The organism is Streptomyces sp. NPDC060366, from assembly GCF_042725135.1.
In the GTDB taxonomy this organism is placed as follows: Bacteria; Actinomycetota; Actinomycetes; order Streptomycetales; family Streptomycetaceae; genus Streptomyces.
Map to the genome: position 1 here is coordinate 91,431 of NZ_JBHXDC010000012.1, position 18,252 is coordinate 109,682.

The following is an 18,252-nucleotide window of genomic DNA, read 5'->3' on the forward strand; positions in this document are numbered from 1 at the left end:
CCGGACGCGAACCCGACGCGAATTCGACGGAGATCGGACGGGGAGCGGGCGAGGTTCAGGCCGACGAGAGGCCGGGGGCCGACAGGCGCTCGGCCAACCGGTCGAGCCCGCCCTTGATCAACTGCCCGTACCCGTCGTCACCGAGCGTGCCCACCGCGTCCAGCCCGCGCGCCAGATGATCGCGGGCCAGGTCGAGATCGCCCAGCCGCCGGTACACGTCCCCCAGGTTGAGATGCAGCGACGGGTAGAACGCGGCCACCGGACTCGCCACCCCCGCGAGCCGCGCCCGCTCGTCCGAGACCAGATCCGCCGCCTCCAACGCCCGCAGGTCCCAGACCAGTTCCTCCCGCGGATCGTCCTGGACATCGGCCATGGAGTGGGCCAGCGCGCATATGTGGAACGGGTCGCCGTCCGCGCCCAGCCGGTCCCACACTCCGGCGAAAACCCGCCGGGCGGCGTCCCGTTCACCGCGCTGCCCCAGCTCCATGCCACGGCCGATCTCCGCCATCACCGGATCGGGCTGCTGAATCGTCGTCCCGGACACGAGGCCCCCCAGAAAAGTCGCTCTCCGCACTCGTCACCGAGAGTAGAGGGACCCACTGACAACGCCGTCCGCACGCACCTCACGCACCGGGCGCGCCCAGCGCGGCCAACTCCCCGTCCGTCAGCCGGAACACCGTCCACCCGTCCTGCGGCCGCGCCCCCAACGCCCGGTAGAAGGCGATCGACGGCTCGTTCCAGTCCAGTACGGACCACTCCAGCCGCTCGTACCCGCGCTCCACACAGATCCGCGCCAGCTCCGTCAGCAGCGCCTTCCCGTGCCCGCCGCCGCGCAGCTCCGGACGGACGTACAGGTCCTCCAGGTAGATGCCGTGCACCCCGCGCCACGTCGAGAAGTTCAGGAACCACAGCGCGAACCCCGCCACCGCGCCGTCGTCCGTCTCCGCGATGTGCGCGTACGCGGCGGGCCGCTCCCCGAACAGCGCCTCCCCCAACTGCGCCTCGGTCGCCCGCGCCTCGTCCGGGGCCTTCTCGTATGCCGCCAGTTCACGGATCATCGCGTGGATCACCGGAACGTCGGCGGCCGTCGCCGTACGAATCATGTCCGCAGCCTGCCCTTTCTCCGGCTGTCGCGCCAGCGGCGCCCGGACAGCCCGCGCCCGGCGGTTCGTTCCTGAAAGATCCCGGTCGCGGCGTCAGCCACGGCGGTCCCGCAGCGCCCGTCCCACGGCCAGGTGCTCGGGCGACAGCCCCCGCTCCCCGTCATGGATGTCCCACAGGCAGCTCTGGAGCACCCGCCCCAGCGTCCAAGCACGAGCGCGCTCCCGGTCCAGCCCCATGACCTCCGTCATGAGATCGAACCTCCACAGGATGTCGTCCGCGTCGAACCGGTTGACCAAGGCGGGCAGCAGCTCGAACCCCGGATCCCCGGCCAGCGGCTTCGGGTCGATCGCCAGCCACGGCTCACGGCCCTGATCCCCGGCGTCCGGCTCAGGCACGGGCGCCAGCACGTTCTCGAAGTGCAGATCCCAGTGCAGCAGCCGGTCTCCCGGCTCGCCGGCCACCTCGCGTACCGCCGCCGCGCAGTCCAGGAGCAGCCGCCGCTCCGAGCCGCCGGGGAGCGAGCGCACCGCCGCCGGCGTCTCGTCGAGCATCGCCCCCGCGATCCCGTCCAGCGTCCGCAGACCCGCAGGCGCGGGCAGCGCCGTCAACCGGGCCAGCAGCCCGGCGATGACCGCCACCCCGTCCCGTACGGGGACAGCGGTCAGATCCCGCGCCGCGTCCAGCCGCTCCAGCAGCAGCGTGCCCGACGCCCCGTCGTACTCCAGCAGCCGCACCGCGCCGTCGCCGTCCCACAGCCGCAGCGCCACCGGCTCACCGGCCGTCTCCTCGTCGAGGTCCTGGAGCTTCAGCACGGCGGGCGTACCGTCCGCCCGCTCCACCGGCAGGACCAGCGCGCACATGCCGTGCATCGCCGGGCCCGTACGCCGAAGCTCCCACCTCTTCAGGAAGTCGGCGGCGCGCCCCGGGAGCGCGGCGATGAACGCGCGCCCCCGCGCACCCAGAAACTTCGACTGCGTCCTCGCCAACTCCGCCGGAATCTCCATCGCCCCGAGCCTACGAGCGCGCCCCCGGAACCTCGACCGCGTTTCCGCGCCACGGCCGCTCCGCCCGGAATGTCGATCCCGTCCAAGGCCCCGCCCCCGTGGGTGAATCACCTCATGCGCCGCCATCTCCGCAAGGCCGCCCACACCACCTGGATCCGGATCAGGACCGCTCCCGGCACCTACCTGTGGCTCGCGGCCGTCGCCGCACACGTCGGCGCCACCCTCGTCAGCGAAGGCATCCTCAGCTGGGCCATCCACCACGGCCGCTCGCACGAAGCCGTCACGCGCACCCTCGACGTGGGTGTCGGCTACGCCCTCGCGGGCGTCGTCGCCGTCCTCGCCTACCGGATCGCTCCGCCGTGGCGATATCCGTACGTAGGAGCCGTCCTCATCTTCTACGGCGTCCCGCTCATCGCCGGGCCGGGCTTCACCGACATCGGCCACTTCACCGCCGTCCTCATCGGCCTCGCCTGCTACCCCCTCACCCGGGCCCGCCCCCGTGACCCGAACCTGGACACAGGCACGGAAAGCGGTGTACGAACACCGACATGAGCAGCACCAGCAACGGCGGCATCTCCTTCTGGTACGCCCAGGACGGCATACCCGCGCCCCGCGAACCCCTCCCCGGCGACGCGACGGCCGACGTCTGCATCGTCGGCGGCGGCTTCACGGGCCTGTGGACGGCCTACTACCTGAAGAAGGCCGTGCCCTTCCTCAACATCACTGTCCTGGAAGGCAAGTTCTGCGGTTACGGCGCCTCCGGGCGCAACGGCGGCTGGCTCTACAACGGCATCGCCGGCCGTGACACGTACGCCCTCAAGCACGGCCACGACGCCGCCGTACGGCTCCAGCAGGCCATGAACGACACCGTGGCCGAAGTCGTACGCGTCGCCGCCGACGAGTCGATCGACGCGGACATCCACCGGGGCGGCGTCCTCGAAGTCGCGTACACACCCGCGCAGCTCGCCCGCCTCAAGGACTTCCACACCACCGAGATCGCCTTCGGCGAGACCGACCGCACCCTGCACGGCGCGCGCGAGACCGCCGAACGCGTACGGGTCACCGGAGCCGTCGGCTCCACCTGGACCCCGCACGGCGCCCGGCTGCACCCCGTCAAACTCCTCAAGGGCCTCGCCGCTGCCGTCGAGGCACTCGGCGTCACCATCCACGAATCGACGCCCGTCACGGAGATCAAGCCCAAACACGCGATCACCCCGTACGGCACCGTCCGCGCGCCCTACGTCCTGCGCTGCACCGAGGGCTTCACCGCCGGCCTCAAGGGCCAGCGCCGCACCTGGCTCCCCATGAACTCCTCGATGATCGCCACCGAACCGCTGCCCGCCGCTGTGTGGGACACCATCGGCTGGGAAGGCCGCGAAACGCTCGGCGACATGGCGCACGCCTACATGTACGCCCAGCGCACCGCCGACGACCGCATCGCGCTCGGCGGCCGGGGAGTCCCGTACCGCTACGGCTCCCGAACCGACAACGACGGCCGCACCCGGCCCGCCACCATCGACGCCCTGCGCGACATCCTGGTCCGCTTCTTCCCCACCACGGCCGGCGTCCGCATCGACCACGCCTGGTCGGGCGTCCTCGGCGTCCCCCGCGACTGGTGCGCCACGGTCACCCTCGACCGCTCCACCGGCCTCGGCTGGGCGGGCGGCTACGTCGGCTCGGGAGTCGCCACGACCAACCTCGCGGCCCGCACCCTGCGCGACCTGATCCAGCAGGACTCCGGCCAGGGCGGCCCCACGGACCTCACGACCCTGCCCTGGGTCAACCACAAGGTCCGCAAGTGGGAACCGGAACCCCTGCGCTGGCTGGGAGTCCACACCCTCTACGCGGCCTACCGCACGGCGGACCGCCGGGAATCCACCGCCCACACGACGACGACCCACCCCGTCGCCCGCACGGCGAACCGCATCGCGGGCCGCCACTGACGCGGACCACTCCCGGCCGGTCCCACCCCCGGAGAGCCACGGTCCCGCCCCATCACGACCGAAAGGCCAGGTCACCGTGGATGACCTGGCCTTCCCCCGAGCCCCCTGTCGGATTCGAACCGACGACCTACGCATTACAAGTGCGTTGCTCTGGCCAACTGAGCTAAGGAGGCGTGCGGGAAAACTATAACCGGCACGGATCACAGGTCAGCCGGGAATTTCGTCGCGGCTCACCTACTGACAGATCTTGAAACGCGGGGTAGCGTCACCTCAAGTTCATCCAGGTGGACTAGACCCATCCTCCGCTGTTCGGCGGGGGAGCCATTCCTTTACTCGGATCGTCCGGCACGTTCCTGCCGGTGAAGGGACCACATCACCATGGCCACTGTCTCGTTCGACAAGGCGACCCGTGTGTACCCGGGTTCCACCAAGCCCGCCGTCGATCAGCTCGAGCTCGACGTCGCCGACGGCGAGTTCCTCGTACTCGTCGGGCCCTCCGGCTGCGGCAAGTCGACCTCCCTGCGCATGCTCGCGGGTCTTGAGGACGTCAACGGCGGAGCCATCCGCATCGGTGACCGCGACGTCACGCACCTGCCGCCCAAGGACCGGGACATCGCGATGGTGTTCCAGAACTACGCGCTCTACCCGCACATGTCGGTCGCCGACAACATGGGCTTCGCGCTCAAGATCGCCGGCGTCAACAAGGCCGACATCCGTAAGAAGGTCGAAGAGGCCGCGAAGATCCTCGACCTCAGCGAGTACCTGGACCGCAAGCCGAAGGCGCTCTCCGGTGGTCAGCGCCAGCGTGTGGCGATGGGTCGCGCGATCGTGCGTGAGCCGCAGGTGTTCCTCATGGACGAGCCGCTGTCGAACCTCGACGCCAAGCTCCGTGTGTCGACCCGTACGCAGATCGCCTCGCTCCAGCGCCGTCTGGGCATCACGACGGTGTACGTCACGCACGACCAGGTCGAGGCCATGACCATGGGTGACCGGGTCGCCGTCCTCAAGGACGGTCTGCTCCAGCAGGTGGACTCGCCGCGCAACATGTACGACCGTCCCGCCAACCTCTTCGTTGCCGGCTTCATCGGCTCCCCGGCCATGAACCTGGTCGAGGTCCCGATCACCGACGGTGGTGTGAAGTTCGGCAACAGCGTCGTCCCGATCTCCCGTGAGGCGCTGTCCGCCGCGGCCGACCGTGGTGACAGCACCGTCACCGTCGGTGTCCGCCCGGAGCACTTCGACATCGTGGAGCAGGGCGGCGAGGTCGCGAAGACGCTGTCGAAGGACAGCGCCGACGCGCCGGCCGGTCTGGCCGTCACCGTCAACGTCGTCGAGGAGCTCGGCGCCGACGGCTATGTCTACGGCGACGCGCAGGTCGGCGGCGAGCACAAGGACCTGGTGGTCCGCGTCAACGGCCGTGCCGTTCCCGAGAAGGGCGCCAAGCTGCACGTCGTGCCGCGTCCGGGCGAGACGCACGTCTTCGCGTCCTCCACGGGCGAGCGCCTCAGCGACTGACCCCCTCGGGGCGACTGAACTGAAGAACGTACTTATGGCCCCGCACTTCGGTGCGGGGCCGTTTGCGTATGCCGCTCGGGCGGACAAATACCCCGGCACACAGGTCATTTCGAATCGTGTACGTCAACACCCGATTCGAAAAGCCCAGTCGAACCATCCCTCGCCCGAGTGACTAAATGTCGCCAAATCATCACTGACCGCTACGCTCGCCTGCGTGACCCACACTGCCCGCCGAATCGGCCGAACTCTCGCCCTCGTACTGCCCGTCGTCCTCGTCCTCTCCGGAACCCTGGCGGTCGCGACCGTCCCGTGGGCGGCGAAGAACTCCGAGGCACAGATCATCTCCGCGTCCTCGGACAAGGCCTCCGTACGCGCCAAGTCCCGCGCCCCGCAGGACGTTCTCCGCGACAAGCTGCTCGTGGAGCTCCAGGAGAAGGACCCGGGGATCGCCCTGACCCACCTCCAGCGCCAGATCGAGGAGCGTCCCTCGCTCGCCAAGCACTGCATGTCCCTGGCCCGCGCGCTCGGCCGCGCCGCTGTCGCGCACTACGGACCCACCCGCGCGCAGTCGTTCTCCCGCCCCGTGTGCGACACCTCGTTCGCCTACGGGGTCTCCCAGCAGACCGCGGGGCACTGAGCACCGCCTCCCCGACCGCCCCGCCTATCGTTCACGGCATGATGACGTTTCCGACGCAGGCCGTGGTTCTCGCGGGTGGCCAGGGTTCGCGGCTGCGCCCGTACACCGACGACCGTCCCAAGCCGATGGTCGAGATCCCCGGGACGGGGACCCCGATCATCGGCCATCAGCTTGCCTGGCTGGCCGCCGAGGGCGTCACGGACGCCGTCGTCTCGTGCGGCCATCTCGCCGAGGTGCTCCAGGAGTGGCTGGACGCGTCGGAACTCCCGCTGCGTGTCACGACCGTGGTGGAGAAGGAGCCGCTCGGCCGCGGTGGTGGTCTCAAGTACGCCGCCGCCCGGCTGCCCGAGCCCGAGCAGCCCTGGTACGCCACCAACGGCGACATCTGGACGCGTTTCTCGCTGCGCGAGATGGCCGCGTTCCACGACGAGCGCGATGCCACCGCGACGCTCGCCCTCGCCCGGCCGCGGATTCCCTGGGGGGCCGTGGAGACCGACGAGTTCGGTCATGTGCTGGACTTCATCGAGTCGCCCCCGTCGCCGTATCTGATCAACGCGGGCGTGTACGTGTTCTCTTCGGCGTTCGCGGGTCTGCTGCCCGACCGCGGCGACCACGAGCGGACGACCTTTCCCCGGCTGGCGCGCGAGCGGCGGCTGGCGGGCTTCCCGCTGCCGCAGGGCGCGTACTGGCGGGCCATCGACACCGCGAAGGACCTCACGGAAGCGGCCAAGGAGCTGGCGACCGCCGCGCGTTGACTCTCCCGTTGTTTGTGGGCGTACCCGTTGTTGGCGTTCCATGCCGGGCGCCGGCGCCGAGCACTCCTGGCGGGTCCTGACGGGCGCTGAGGCGCCCTGCGCGACTATCGGTGGTACCGGACGTCCCAGGCCCGCAGACGGGCGCACAGCACACGTACGAGGGCGGCCACCCGATCCCGCCGGGTGGCCGCCCTCGTACGTGTTCCGTTCGTCGCCGCTCCGCGTCAGCCGAGCAGGCCGCCGATCGGGTTCCTGGCGCCGCCGCCACCGCCGCCGGTGGACGAGCCGCCCTCGCCGCCCGTCGTGCCGCCGCCGTCGCCTCCGCCGCCCGTGGTGCCGCCGCCGCCCGTCGAGCCGCCGCTCGTGGCGGGGCCCTGGCTGCTGGACGGCGGTGGCACCTGCTGCTGTGACGTCTGCGGGGGCGCCTGGCCCGTGCCCTGGGACTGGCTGGGCTGCCCGCTCGCGCCGGTACGGCCCGGCTCGCGGGCCGGGTTCCGGCCCGGCGTCGACTGCTCGGCCGACGGACCGCTGGTCTGGCCGGCCGTCGGCGCGGCGCTGCCGCCGTTCTGCCGGGCCTCGCCGGTGGGCGAGCCGGACGCGCTGCTCTTGCCGGACTTCTGCGGGAGCGGCGAGCCGGGGAGTTGGTTGACCGGGTTGTTCGGTCCGGGCACGGTCACCATGTCCGTGGACCGTACGGCGCCACCGAGCATGGAGCCGATGAGCAGCGTCAGACCGATGACCACGGTCGCGACGACCGCGCCCCGGCGCAGGACGCGGCGTCGCAGCTCCCGGAGGGGGGAGCGCGGGCCGAGCTTGCGCCAGGCCTCGCCGGCCAGGCGTCCGTCCAGAGAGTAGACGGGGGCGCCCGCGATGATCAGCGGGGACCAGGCGGCCAGGTAGATGATGTCGGGCGCGTCGTAGACGGGGACGGTGCGCCAGCTCACGGTGAGGATCAGCGCGGCCGAGAGCAGTGCCCCGAAGCAGGCGGCGAGCCGCTGCCAGAGGCCGAGGACGGTGAGCACACCGGCGACGACCTGGAGGAACGCGACGCTGAGTCCGGCGCCGACGGGGTGCGAGAGGGCGAAGTCGCGCAGTGGTTCGGCGAGCGCCCACGGCTGGAGCGAGGTGAGCCAGGTGACCATGGAGCCGCGCTTGCCGCCGTCGAAGTAGACGGGGTCGCAGAGCTTGCCCATGCCCGCGTAGATGGAGATGAGACCGAGGAAGACGCGGAGCGGCAGGAGCACCACGCCGAGGTTCATCCGGCGGCCCGGGTAGTAGGCGTGCCGTACGGCGGCCTCCGCCGCCGAGAGGTCCCGGCGGTCTCCGCCCGGGTCGTCGTCGTAGCCGGGACCGTCGTAGCTGCGGCGCTCGCGTTCGTAGTCGCGCTCGTACTCGAGGTCGTCGCGGTCGTCGTGCCCGCCGCGGTGACGCGCGCCGCCCGCGCCGTACGTGTCGTACTCCGGCGCGTCGTACGCGCCCACGGCCTGCCGCATGGGAGGCAGCAGGGGAGTGTCGGACCCGGCGCCCCCGCCGCGGTGCGGCACGCGGGGGGTCGGCATCGTGTCGTCGCCCAGGTCGATGCGCGGGATGACCTGGGTGGCGCCGGCGACCCCCGTTCCGTAGGGGCCGCCCGGCGCTTCGGCGAGGGCCGCGCCCGCGGCTGCCGCGGAGGAGTTCCGTACGGCCTGGAGGAGCCCGGTGGCTCCGAGGTCGCCCGGTTCCGACCTGCCGCTCCAGACGACCGGGGCCCGGCGGCGGGCCGCGCCTGCGGGGCGGCTCATCGCGGGGATCCGCGCGGTGTCCGCCGTGGCGCGTACGGGGCTGGGGCGCTGGCTCGTTGCGAGCTTCACCCGAAAGCTGGCGTGGTTCACGATGACCTGCGCGGGATCGCAGTCCACCTTGACCATGCTCAGCGGGGGCTGTTCGTCGAACCCGGGCCGGGGCGTTCTGGTGTCCACACTCATCTAACCGAGTGACTTGTGTTTAGGACACTGCCTTGACGGCCGGTAAATGTCCGAGACCCGTCAAGAGTGGCGGGGTGGGGACATCTGTACGAAGGATGCGCCGCGCCGCCCCGGCGCGGCGCCCGTCACCGGGCCCGCGCCCCCGGCCGCTCAGCCGCGCCGGCGGGCCGCCTCGTACAGCACCACACCGGCGGCGACGCCCGCGTTCAGCGATTCGGCGCCGCCGGGCATCGGGATCCGCACCCGGTAGTCGCAGGTCTCGCCGACCAGCCGGGACAGGCCCTTGCCCTCGCTGCCGACCACGATCACGACGGGGCCGCCGAGCGCCGGGAGGTCGCCGACCTCGGTCTCGCCGTCGGCCGCCAGACCGACGACGGTCAGGCCGGCCTTCTGGTAACTCTCCAGCGCGCGGGTGAGGTTGGTGGCGCGGGCGACGGGCGTACGGGCGGCGGTGCCGGCCGAGGTCTTCCACGCGCCGGCGGTCATCCCGGCGGCGCGCCTCTCGGGCACGACGACGCCGTGACCGCCGAAGGCGGTGACGGAGCGGACGACGGCGCCGAGGTTGCGCGGGTCGGTGATGCCGTCGAGCGCGACGATCAGCGGGTCCTCGCCCTCGTCGAACGCGGCGGCGGCCAGGTCCTCGGGGTGCGCGTACTCGTACGGCGGGACCTGGAGCACCAGGCCCTGGTGGTTGAGGCCGTTGGTCATGCGGTCGAGCTCGGGCCGGGGGGCTTCCATCAGATGGATGCCGCCGCGGTCGGCGGCGAGCTGAAGGGCCTCGCGCACGCGCTCGTCGTTCTCGATGTACTGCTGTACGTAGAGCATCGTCGCCGGTACGCCGTCGCGCAGCGCCTCGAAGACGGGGTTGCGGCCGACGACCATCTCGCTGGCGCCCTTGCCGCCGCGCCGGGTGACCTGGCGGCGGGCGGTCAGCTTGGCCTTGGCGTTGGAGACGCGGTTCTGCACATGGCCCTTGCGGGCGGACGCGGGCGGCGTCGGGCCCTTGCCCTCCAGGCCGCGGCGTCGCTTGCCACCGCTGCCGACCTGCGCGCCCTTCTTGTTGGACGTGCGGCGGTTCCTGCGTTGGCTGTTCCCGGCCATGACCTACCTGTTTCGTTGCTTTCGTCGGTTCGTGAGAACTTCACTTCGTTCACGTGAGTGTGCCGCCCGGCGGCCGGACAGCACAATCGGGGCCCCGGTCGAGGCCCCGCGGCACCCGGTCCGCCCGGCGCCTCCTCTTCAGGAGGCCGTGGTGTCCGCCCCGCTCAGCGGGGGCCCAGCGTCCACCGCGGGCCTGCCGGACCGTCCTCGATGACGAGTCCGGACTGCTGGAGCTGGTCCCGGATGGTGTCCGCCGCGGCCCAGTCCTTGCGGCCGCGGGCCGACTCGCGCTGGTCGAGCACCAGCCGTACGAGGGTGTCGACGACTCCGTGCAGGCTGTCCCGCCCGTCGGGGCCGCCCTCGCCGGCGCCCGCTCCCGTCCAGTGTGCGTCCAGCGGGTCCAGACCGAGAACTCCGAGCATCGCGCGGACCTCGGCGAGACGGGCGACCGCCGCTTCCTTGTCGTCGGCGGCGAGTGCCGAGTTCCCCTGCCGGACGGTGGTGTGGATGATCGCGAGGGCCTGCGGGACACCCAGGTCGTCGTCCATCGCCTCGGCGAAGGCGGGCGGTACCTCGTCGGCGGGCTCGACGGTGTGGCCGGCCAGCTCGATGACGCGCTGGACGAAGCCCTCGATCCGCCCGAAGGCGGACTCGGCCTCGTGCAGGGCCTCCTCGCTGTACTCGATCATCGAGCGGTAGTGCGGGGTGCCCAGGTAGTAGCGCAGGACGATGGGCCGCCAGTGCTTGACCATCTCGCTCACCAGGACCGAGTTGCCGAGCGACTTGGACATCTTCTCGCCGCTCATGGTGACCCAGGCGTTGTGCACCCAGTACTCGGCGAACTCGTCGCCGTACGCCTTGGCCTGCGCGATCTCGTTCTCGTGGTGCGGGAAGACCAGGTCGAGGCCGCCGCCGTGGATGTCGAAGGCGCTGCCGAGGTATTTGTGCGCCATGGCGGAGCACTCCAGGTGCCAGCCGGGCCGGCCGGGACCCCAGGGGGTCTCCCAGTACGGCTCGCCGGGCTTGACGGCCTTCCACATCGCGAAGTCGCGCTGGTCGCGCTTGCCGGTCTCGCCCTCGCCGGAGGGCTGGCGCAGATCGTCGATGTCCTGGTTGGAGAGCTGGAGGTACTCCGGGAAGGACCGCACGTCGAAGTAGACGTTGCCGTCGCTCGCGTAGGCGTGACCGCGCTCGATGAGGACGCGCATCATCTCGATCATCTCGGGGATGTGCCCGGTGGCGCGCGGTTCGTAGGTGGGCGGCAGGCAGCCCAGGACGTCGTAGCCGTCGTTGAAGGCGCGCTCGTTCTCGTACCCGATCGCCCACCAGGGGCGGTTCTGTACGGCCGACTTGGCGATGATCTTGTCGTCGATGTCGGTGACGTTCCGTACGAAGGTCACGTCGTAGCCGCGGTAGGCGAACCAGCGCCGCAGGATGTCGAAGTTCAGCCCCGACCTGATGTGCCCGATGTGCGGTGCGGCCTGCACGGTGGCACCACAGAGGTAGATCGAGACACAGCCCGCGACGAGCGGGGTGAAGTCACGAATCTGCCGGGCGCCGGTGTCGTACAGCCGAATAGTCACGCGACAAGGGTAGTGCTCCGGAGGCAGTGCACCGGGCCCCTTGGGGACACGGGACACCGAAGCGTGACGTTGGACGCGCCGGACGGCCCTCGTCAGGGGCCGCCGGACGGCCGTCCGGGCACTGTCCGTCATCGGACAGTGCCCGGTGGCGCCCGGAGGGCGTCAGATGCGGCCGACGACCTTCCGGGGGGTGATCCGGACGACGACGCGCTCGTCGTCCTGGCCCGCGTTCGGGTTGAACTCGCGGTAGGGCTTGCCCACGTACTTCACGGCCAGCTCGTCGATGAGCTCCTGTCCGCCCTCCGTGGTGAGGGTGGCCGACCCGCGGACCTCGGCGTACGAGTACGGGGCGTCGAAGGGCTGGAGCATGACCGTCACCCTGGGGTCGCGCCGCAGGTTCTCCTCCTTACGACGGCCGACGGTCGTCGAGATGAGGATGTCGTCGCCGTCGCGCTTCACCCATACCGGCGACACCTGGGGGCTGCCGTCGGGCTGGATGGTGGCGATCGCGACGAAAACGGGGCTGTCGAGGAGCTCCTTGAGCTTCTCGGAGAGAGCGACTGCCATCGATGCTGCCTTCCTGAGGAGGGGTGCGCGGAAGGGGTACGCGGCGGTGCGCGTACCCCTCGATGCTTTCTCAACCCACTTCGGCCGCCCGGTATTTCGGGTCGGACCACTCGACATCGGCGGACCGTCCGCCCACGAGCCGGCGGCCGTCTCCGCGACGGGTCAGCGGTCGCGCACCAGCAGCGCCGTGGCGATCGCGGCCAGGCCCTCGCCGCGTCCCGTCAGCCCCAGCCCGTCGGTAGTCGTGCCGGACACGGAGACGGGCGCTCCGACGGCTTCCGACAGCGCCTTCATGGCCTCGTCGCGGCGCTTGCCGATCTTCGGCCGTACGCCGATGACCTGGACGGCGACGTTGCCGATGGCGAAGCCCTCGGCGCGGACGATCCTGGCCGCCTCCTTGAGGAGGGTGACGCCGGAGGCGCCGGACCACTCGGGCCGGGAGGTGCCGAAGTGCGCGCCGAGGTCTCCGACGCCGGCCGCGGAGAAGAGCGCGTCGCAGGCGGCGTGGGCGGCGACGTCACCGTCGGAGTGTCCGGCGAGGCCGTAGCCGTCGTTCTCGGGGCCGTCCCAGAGCAGACCGGCGCACCACAGCTCGCGCCCGGCCTCGAAGGCGTGCACGTCGGTGCCGATGCCGATCAGCGGCAGGGCGGCGAGCGGTGCGGACTCAGAACCCATCGTTGGCCCTCCTGCGGGCGAGTACGGCCTCGGCGAGCACCAGGTCCAGCGGCCTGGTCACCTTGAACGCCTCCTCGTGGCCCGGCACGACCACGACGGGCGCCCCGAGCTGTTCGACGAGCCCGGCGTCGTCCGTCGCGCCCTGGCCGGCGAGCGGCACGTTCAGGTGCGCGCGTACGAGCGTGTCCCGGTCGAAGCCCTGCGGGGTCTGTACGGCGCGCAGTCTGGCCCGCTCGGGGGTGGCGACGACGGGCTCGGGCTGGTCCTTCTCGCCCGGCTCGACCTCTTTGACGGTGTCGGCGAGCGGCATGGCGGGGACGACGGCGGGCGCTCCGGCCCGTACGGCGTCGACCACCGCGTCCACGGTGTCGACCGGTACGAGCGGCCGTGCCGCGTCGTGGACGAGGACGGTGGTGATGTCGTCCGGCAGGGCCTCCACGCCGAGCCGTACGGACTCCTGGCGGGTCTCGCCGCCGGGTACCACGAGGTAGTCGGTGCGGGTGGGCAGCGAGTGCTCGTCCAGGAGCAGCTTCACCGCCGCCGCGTCGTCGGGCGGGGCCACCACGACCACGAGGGAGACCGTGCGGGAGGCCGCCATGGCCCGTACCGCGTGGATCAGCATCGGGGTGCCGCCCAGGGTGCGGAGCGCCTTGGGGGCGCCGGGGCCGAGCCGTATGCCACGGCCCGCCGCGGGGATCACGGCGGCGGTGCGGTGTGGGCTCGATTCGTCTGACATCGGTTGCACTCCGGCAGGTTTGTTTCCTCGGCCGACATGGGTATGGCCTCAGCGTGCCGGGCGCGGCGCCTTGACCGGACCCTTCCGTGACACTGGTTGAGACCAGCTGCGCCAGCTGCCCGGGCCCGGCACACCAGGATCGGGCGCAGGCGCGTGTCGGATTCGAGTACGGATACGGGGACTGCGGGGAAAATTCGGTTGTGACGCGGTGTCACATCCGAGTAGATCTTAGGGCCGGACGAGGCTCGTGAAGAGATCTCGCCGAAGACAATTTCACTTGGCGGGCCTGCCGTGGGACCTGCCGACTCTTCCGGGCATGCCGCAGTGCCCGGCGACGCAGCATATGAATCACTGCTGGTCAGCGGGCACCGCGGCATTGATGCCTGTTCCTGCTTCACGCCCGGCTGCTGCTCCGCGTCGGTGCGCGCGTGACGCGCACATCGACCGCGTACGACAGCCGGGACGTCCGGGTCAGGACCCGGTCAGGACGCGAGGACCTCGTCGAGCAGAGCCTCGGCCTTGTCCTCGTTCGTGTTCTCCGCGAGAGCCAGCTCGCTCACCAGAATCTGGCGCGCCTTGGCAAGCATGCGCTTCTCACCTGCGGAGAGTCCACGCTCTCGTTCCCGACGCCAGAGGTCGCGGACCACTTCGGCGACCTTGATGACGTCGCCGGAGGCGAGCTTCTCAAGATTTGCCTTGTAGCGCCGGGACCAGTTCGTCGGCTCTTCCGCGTACGGTGCCCTGAGCACCTCGAAGACTCGGTCCAGCCCATCCTGACCGACCACATCGCGCACTCCGACGAACTCCGCATTGTCCGCCGGGACACGAACCGTCAGGTCGCCCTGGGCGACCTTGAGCACCAAGTAGGTCTTGTCCACGCCTTTGATCTGACGAGTTTCGATAGCCTCGATCAGCGCGGCCCCGTGATGGGGATAGACCACGGTGTCGCCAACCTTGAACGTCATGTGACAGGTACCCCTTCCGTGGCTATCCAGGGTAACACGGGAACGGCCTGTTCTGAATGGCGTTTTCGCAGGTCAGGGCGCATCTCGGGGCTTGACAACAGCAATAGGAACGTGCTGCGAGCGGCTTCCGGAACGAGGTATTCGCAGGTGGGAGCGGCTACGAAGCCGGACAGAAACACACGTGTTCCACCGCCCCGAACCCCGCCACGATGGGCCGAACGTCCCTATATGTCTGGTTCCGAAGGCTGAACTTCCCCTGCTCCGTTCGGATGTCGGTCACGCGTGCGGACGGAAGTGCGAACCCAATCCGAATTTGATCACCGAAGGTTTACGAAGCTATCCGGCGCTATTCGTAAGGAATGTGTGTCGGGTCAGGGAATTGATCACCGGACTTATGTGAACGGCGTACTAAACATGCCGTGGCCACTTACTTCCGCGTCACTTCGGACCTCGGCCCGATCCCGCTCCGGATCCCGCTCCCGATCTCACTTCGGACCTCACTCCCCGGTCGTCTCCACGGCGGGCCGGGCGCCGTAGAGGGCGGGTCGGGTGCGGGGCCCCGACAGGGGCTCGGTAACCTGGGCCCGCTGGACCAGCGTCAGCGTCTCAGCCCGTCCGCACGTCCAAGTCCAAGGAGTTGCCGCCGCCGTGAGCCGCAGCCTTCGACGCGGCACCCTCGCCGCGTCTGCCATCGCGTTCTCGATCGCCTCGCTCGCCGCGTGCGGTGCCGGCAACAACGCGCAGACGCTCGGCGTCCGACCTGACAACGCCTCGACCTCGATCGGCGACATCAGCGTCCAGAACGCCACGGTCGTCACTCAGCCCAAGGCCACCACCGAAGGCCCCGCCGTCATCACGGCGAAGCTCTTCAACAACGGCCGCACCCAGCAGACGCTCGACGCCATCACGCTGCCGGGCAGCGGCAACACGGTGAAGATCACCCCGGTCAAGGGCAAGGGACCGCTCACGGTGCCCGCCAACGGCTCGATCCTGATCGGCGGCGAGGGCAACGCCTCCGCCGTGATCGAGACCGGCGACGAGCCGGCGCGCAACGGCGACGCCCAGCGGGTCGTGTTCCAGTTCAGCGAGACCGGCGACGTCGAGCTCGACGCCTTCGTGGTCCCTGCGACCGGCCCCTTCACCGGCTTCGGGCCGAGCGCACCGCCCTCGCCGTCGACCGGTCCCTCGGAAGAGCCGAGCGGTTCGCCCTCGGGCTCCCCGTCCGACGGCGCCTCCGGCGCACCCGGCGACGGGGAGACGGACGGGAACGCCAACGGCGAGTCCGAGGCGCCCGGTGGCACCGCCGAGGGCGCGGACCAGGGCACCGAGGAGGGCGAGCAGTCGACGCCGACGGACTCCGCCTCGGCGTCCTCGAACACCGAGCACTGAGAACGGGCACCGACAGCGCCGCGTCGCGGCACTCGTACGTGTAAGGGCGCCCACCGGATTCCGGTGCGGCGCCCTTACACGTGTGAACACATGTGACGAGTGAGATCCGCCGGTTTACGGCTCGAACTTGTAGCCGAGACCGCGCACCGTCACCAGATACCGCGGCGCCCCCGGATCCGGCTCGATCTTGGCGCGCAGCCGCTTGACGTGGACGTCGAGGGTCTTGGTGTCCCCCACGTAGTCCGCGCCCCAGACCCGGTCGATGAGCTGCATACGTGTCAGCACCCGGCCCGCGTTGCGCAGCAGCATCTCCAGGAGGTCGAACTCCTTCAGCGGCAGGTCGACCTTGCCGCCGGAGACCGTCACGACGTGCCGGTCCACGTCCATCCGGACCGGCCCCGCCTCCAGGGCGGCCGGCGTGACCTCCTCCGGCTCGCCCCTGCGGCGCAGCACCGCGCGGATGCGCGCCACCAGCTCCCGCGAGGAGAAGGGCTTGGTCACATAGTCGTCGGCTCCTATTTCCAGGCCGACGACCTTGTCGATCTCGCTGTCCTTGGCGGTCACCATGATCACCGGAACATTGGACTTCCCGCGCAGCTGCCGGCACACCTCGGTGCCGGGCAGACCGGGCAGCATCAGGTCGAGGAGGACGAGATCGGCGCCGTTGCGTTCGAACTCGTCGAGCCCCGCGGGCCCGGTGGTCGCGATCGCGACCTCGAAGCCTTCCTTGCGGAGCATGTAGGAAAGGGCGTCGCTGAAGGATTCCTCATCCTCGACGACGAGCACTCGGGTCACGGAAGGACCTCCGGGGCAGGGATCTCAGTCGATTGGTCAAGATCGTTGACGTCGTGATGAAAGCGGCGCTGGGCGTCTTCGTCCGGGCCGGTGAGCGTGCGGTCCCGTCCGGCGCCCGCCTCGGGGAGCCTCAGGGTGAAGGTGGAGCCCTGGCCTTCGGAGCTCCACATCGTGACCTCTCCGCCGTGCGAGGCGGCCACGTGCTTGACGATGGCCAGGCCGAGGCCCGTACCACCGGTGGCTCGGGAGCGGGCCGGGTCGACGCGGTAGAACCGCTCGAAGACGCGTTCCCGGTCCTTCTCGGAGATGCCGATCCCCTGGTCGGTGACGGCTATCTCGATCAGATCCCCGCCGGGCGCGGCCACACGGCGCGCCGCGATGCCCACACGGGTGCGGGCCGGGGAGTAGTTGACGGCGTTCTCGACGAGATTGCCGAGGGCGGCGGCCAGCTGGCCGCGATTACCCCAGACTCGCAGATCGGCGGCGCCACCGGCGGCCATGGTGATCTGCTTGGTGGAGGCCGCGTGCCGGGACCTGTCGACGGCCTCGGCGACGAGTTCCTCCACCCGTACCGGCTCGGCGTCCTCCAGAGGGTCGTCGTTCTGCACCCGCGAGAGGTCGATGAGTTCCTGTACGAGGTTGGTGAGCCGGGTCGCCTCGATCTGCATGCGGCCGGCGAAGCGGGTGACCGCCTCGGGGTCGTCGGAGGCGTCCATGACGGCCTCCGAGAGCAGGGAGAGCGCCCCGGTGGGGGTCTTGAGCTCATGGCTGACATTCGCCACGAAGTCACGCCGGACCGCTTCGATCCTGCGCGCCTCCGTGAGGTCCTCGACCAGGAGCAGGACGAGGCGGGAGCCGAGCGGCGCCACCCGCGCCGATACGGCCAGGGCCTCGCCGCGGCCGGTGCCGCGCCGGGGAAGATCGAGCTCCACCTGGCGTATCTCGCCGTCGCGGCGGGTGTCGCGCGCCATGTGCAGCATCGGGTCGACGGCCAGCTTGCCGCCTCTGACCAGGCCCAGCGCGTACGCGGCCGAGCTGGCCTTGACCACCGAATCGCTCTCGTCGAGCACGACGGCGGAGGAGCGGAGAACGGAGAGCACGGTGTCGACGCCGGGCGGAAGGCCGGCCTCCGTATGCAGTGAGCTACGGGTGGGCCTGGCCTGGTCGCGCTCGCTCCAGCGGAACGCCAGCATGGCGATCACGCCGGTACACGCCCCGGCGATCGCTGCCACTGCGGCGACTGCCGCGTTCACGTCCATGTATCCAGGTTATGCGCGGTCAGCGGCACTCTCCCAGCCGTACAGGTGTCTTCTCGAACACTCGTCGCCCAGAGTTCACCGTGGAGAAAGTGCCGGTTCACTTGGGAGGGAGCATCCGGACTCCTGACGGCCCGAACGTGGGACCGTGGGGGTTCGACAGCCCCCACCCCGGACGGTCCGTCGCCGGTCCGTGCGACGAGGACGGTGCTGTTCGGGAGCCATTTCGACGTACTCGGACACCCCCGGACCACCAGCAGGCA

General features: G+C 70.6%; 17 protein-coding genes, 1 tRNA gene and 1 pseudogene. 6 read left to right on the top strand and 13 right to left on the bottom strand.

Translation table 11 applies throughout. The annotated features are described in order from the left end of the window. Positions 1-55: 55 nt before the first annotated feature. From ACFWHU_RS26510 to ACFWHU_RS26520, 3 genes are all read right to left on the bottom strand, one after another. Positions 56-544 carry a hypothetical protein gene (locus ACFWHU_RS26510; protein WP_387227736.1) on the bottom strand — a complete coding sequence of 163 codons (489 nt, stop codon included), beginning with the start codon at positions 542-544 and terminating at the stop codon, positions 56-58. Positions 545-623: 79 nt separating this feature from the next. Then, positions 624-1,103 (bottom strand): GNAT family N-acetyltransferase, encoded by a 480-nt coding sequence (locus tag ACFWHU_RS26515; RefSeq protein ID WP_164251512.1) that lies wholly within the window; start codon positions 1,101-1,103, stop codon positions 624-626. 93 nt (positions 1,104-1,196) lie between these two features. Beyond that, the gene (locus ACFWHU_RS26520; protein ID WP_387227738.1) at positions 1,197-2,108 is read right to left on the bottom strand and encodes an aminoglycoside phosphotransferase family protein; all 912 of its coding nucleotides are present in this window, start codon (positions 2,106-2,108) and stop codon (positions 1,197-1,199) included. A 174-nt stretch (positions 2,109-2,282) separates the two neighbouring features. Between ACFWHU_RS26520 and ACFWHU_RS26525 the strand changes: the two are divergent. Continuing rightward, a pseudogene (locus tag ACFWHU_RS26525) lies at positions 2,283-2,660 on the top strand (rhomboid-like protein); the annotation flags it as partial. After that, entirely contained in the window at positions 2,657-4,051 is a 1,395-nt protein-coding gene (locus ACFWHU_RS26530) for an NAD(P)/FAD-dependent oxidoreductase (RefSeq protein WP_387227740.1), read from the top strand. The pseudogene ACFWHU_RS26525 and the gene ACFWHU_RS26530, both read left to right, overlap by 4 nt. Positions 4,052-4,150: 99 nt before the next feature. Here ACFWHU_RS26530 and ACFWHU_RS26535 read toward each other — a convergent pair. Next, positions 4,151-4,224 (bottom strand) — tRNA-Thr (locus ACFWHU_RS26535). A 205-nt stretch (positions 4,225-4,429) separates the two neighbouring features. On the opposite strand from ACFWHU_RS26535, the gene ACFWHU_RS26540 reads away from it, so the two are divergent. The 3 genes from ACFWHU_RS26540 to ACFWHU_RS26550 all read left to right on the top strand — a co-directional run bounded on the left by ACFWHU_RS26540 (position 4,430) and on the right by ACFWHU_RS26550 (position 6,958). Next, positions 4,430-5,566, top strand: a complete 1,137-nt coding sequence (locus ACFWHU_RS26540) for an ABC transporter ATP-binding protein (protein ID WP_385796499.1) — start codon at positions 4,430-4,432, stop codon at positions 5,564-5,566. A 214-nt stretch (positions 5,567-5,780) separates the two neighbouring features. Next, on the top strand, positions 5,781-6,203 hold the full coding sequence (locus tag ACFWHU_RS26545) for a hypothetical protein (RefSeq protein ID WP_387227743.1): 423 nt from the start codon (positions 5,781-5,783) through the stop codon (positions 6,201-6,203). Between the two features lie 38 nt (positions 6,204-6,241). Then, positions 6,242-6,958, top strand: coding sequence for an NDP-sugar synthase (locus ACFWHU_RS26550; RefSeq protein WP_385796494.1), 717 nt, complete (start codon positions 6,242-6,244; stop codon positions 6,956-6,958). Between the two features lie 224 nt (positions 6,959-7,182). Here ACFWHU_RS26550 and ACFWHU_RS26555 read toward each other — a convergent pair whose 3' ends face one another. From ACFWHU_RS26555 to ACFWHU_RS26585, 7 genes are all read right to left on the bottom strand, one after another. Beyond that, the gene (locus ACFWHU_RS26555) at positions 7,183-8,922 is read right to left on the bottom strand and encodes a DoxX family membrane protein (protein ID WP_387227745.1); all 1,740 of its coding nucleotides are present in this window, start codon (positions 8,920-8,922) and stop codon (positions 7,183-7,185) included. A gap of 150 nt (positions 8,923-9,072) precedes the next feature. Further along, on the bottom strand, positions 9,073-10,023 hold the full coding sequence (gene rlmB / locus ACFWHU_RS26560; RefSeq protein WP_385796489.1) for a 23S rRNA (guanosine(2251)-2'-O)-methyltransferase RlmB: 951 nt from the start codon (positions 10,021-10,023) through the stop codon (positions 9,073-9,075). 164 nt (positions 10,024-10,187) lie between these two features. After that, on the bottom strand, positions 10,188-11,606 hold the full coding sequence (gene cysS, locus ACFWHU_RS26565; protein WP_385796487.1) for a cysteine--tRNA ligase: 1,419 nt from the start codon (positions 11,604-11,606) through the stop codon (positions 10,188-10,190). 162 nt (positions 11,607-11,768) lie between these two features. Further along, positions 11,769-12,173 (bottom strand): PPOX class F420-dependent oxidoreductase, encoded by a 405-nt coding sequence (locus ACFWHU_RS26570; protein WP_385796485.1) that lies wholly within the window; start codon positions 12,171-12,173, stop codon positions 11,769-11,771. Between the two features lie 162 nt (positions 12,174-12,335). Further along, entirely contained in the window at positions 12,336-12,848 is a 513-nt protein-coding gene (gene ispF, locus ACFWHU_RS26575) for a 2-C-methyl-D-erythritol 2,4-cyclodiphosphate synthase (protein ID WP_387227748.1), read from the bottom strand. Next, positions 12,838-13,584, bottom strand: coding sequence for a 2-C-methyl-D-erythritol 4-phosphate cytidylyltransferase (gene ispD, locus ACFWHU_RS26580; RefSeq protein WP_387227750.1), 747 nt, complete (start codon positions 13,582-13,584; stop codon positions 12,838-12,840). The genes ispF and ispD overlap by 11 nt, the downstream gene beginning before the upstream one ends. A 482-nt stretch (positions 13,585-14,066) precedes the next feature. Further along, the gene (locus tag ACFWHU_RS26585; protein WP_003953493.1) at positions 14,067-14,549 is read right to left on the bottom strand and encodes a CarD family transcriptional regulator; all 483 of its coding nucleotides are present in this window, start codon (positions 14,547-14,549) and stop codon (positions 14,067-14,069) included. A 648-nt stretch (positions 14,550-15,197) separates the two neighbouring features. Between ACFWHU_RS26585 and ACFWHU_RS26590 the strand changes: the two genes are divergently transcribed. After that, the gene (locus ACFWHU_RS26590; protein WP_385796477.1) at positions 15,198-15,938 is read left to right on the top strand and encodes a DUF461 domain-containing protein; all 741 of its coding nucleotides are present in this window, start codon (positions 15,198-15,200) and stop codon (positions 15,936-15,938) included. Positions 15,939-16,052: 114 nt separating this feature from the next. Here ACFWHU_RS26590 and ACFWHU_RS26595 read toward each other — a convergent pair whose 3' ends face one another. Next, positions 16,053-16,733, bottom strand: coding sequence for a response regulator transcription factor (locus ACFWHU_RS26595; RefSeq protein ID WP_030353388.1), 681 nt, complete (start codon positions 16,731-16,733; stop codon positions 16,053-16,055). Continuing rightward, positions 16,730-17,992 carry a sensor histidine kinase gene (locus ACFWHU_RS26600; RefSeq protein WP_387227752.1) on the bottom strand — a complete coding sequence of 421 codons (1,263 nt, stop codon included), beginning with the start codon at positions 17,990-17,992 and terminating at the stop codon, positions 16,730-16,732. Before ACFWHU_RS26600 ends, ACFWHU_RS26595 begins: the two co-directional genes overlap by 4 nt. Between the last annotated feature and the right edge of the window lie 260 nt (positions 17,993-18,252).

Excerpts from the sequence above, each read along its gene's own strand:
- ACFWHU_RS26515 (WP_164251512.1), bottom strand. The coding sequence starts at position 1,103 with ATGATTCGTACGGCGACGGCCGCCGACGTTCCGGTGATCCACGCGATG.
- ACFWHU_RS26520 (WP_387227738.1), bottom strand. The coding sequence starts at position 2,108 with ATGGAGATTCCGGCGGAGTTGGCGAGGACGCAGTCGAAGTTTCTGGGT.
- ACFWHU_RS26530 (WP_387227740.1), top strand. The coding sequence starts at position 2,657 with ATGAGCAGCACCAGCAACGGCGGCATCTCCTTCTGGTACGCCCAGGAC.
- ACFWHU_RS26540 (WP_385796499.1), top strand. The coding sequence starts at position 4,430 with ATGGCCACTGTCTCGTTCGACAAGGCGACCCGTGTGTACCCGGGTTCC.
- ACFWHU_RS26550 (WP_385796494.1), top strand. The coding sequence starts at position 6,242 with ATGATGACGTTTCCGACGCAGGCCGTGGTTCTCGCGGGTGGCCAGGGT.
- ACFWHU_RS26555 (WP_387227745.1), bottom strand. The coding sequence starts at position 8,922 with ATGAGTGTGGACACCAGAACGCCCCGGCCCGGGTTCGACGAACAGCCC.
- rlmB (WP_385796489.1), bottom strand. The coding sequence starts at position 10,023 with ATGGCCGGGAACAGCCAACGCAGGAACCGCCGCACGTCCAACAAGAAG.
- ACFWHU_RS26570 (WP_385796485.1), bottom strand. The coding sequence starts at position 12,173 with ATGGCAGTCGCTCTCTCCGAGAAGCTCAAGGAGCTCCTCGACAGCCCC.
- ispF (WP_387227748.1), bottom strand. The coding sequence starts at position 12,848 with ATGGGTTCTGAGTCCGCACCGCTCGCCGCCCTGCCGCTGATCGGCATC.
- ispD (WP_387227750.1), bottom strand. The coding sequence starts at position 13,584 with ATGTCAGACGAATCGAGCCCACACCGCACCGCCGCCGTGATCCCCGCG.
- ACFWHU_RS26585 (WP_003953493.1), bottom strand. The coding sequence starts at position 14,549 with ATGACGTTCAAGGTTGGCGACACCGTGGTCTATCCCCATCACGGGGCC.
- ACFWHU_RS26600 (WP_387227752.1), bottom strand. The coding sequence starts at position 17,992 with ATGGACGTGAACGCGGCAGTCGCCGCAGTGGCAGCGATCGCCGGGGCG.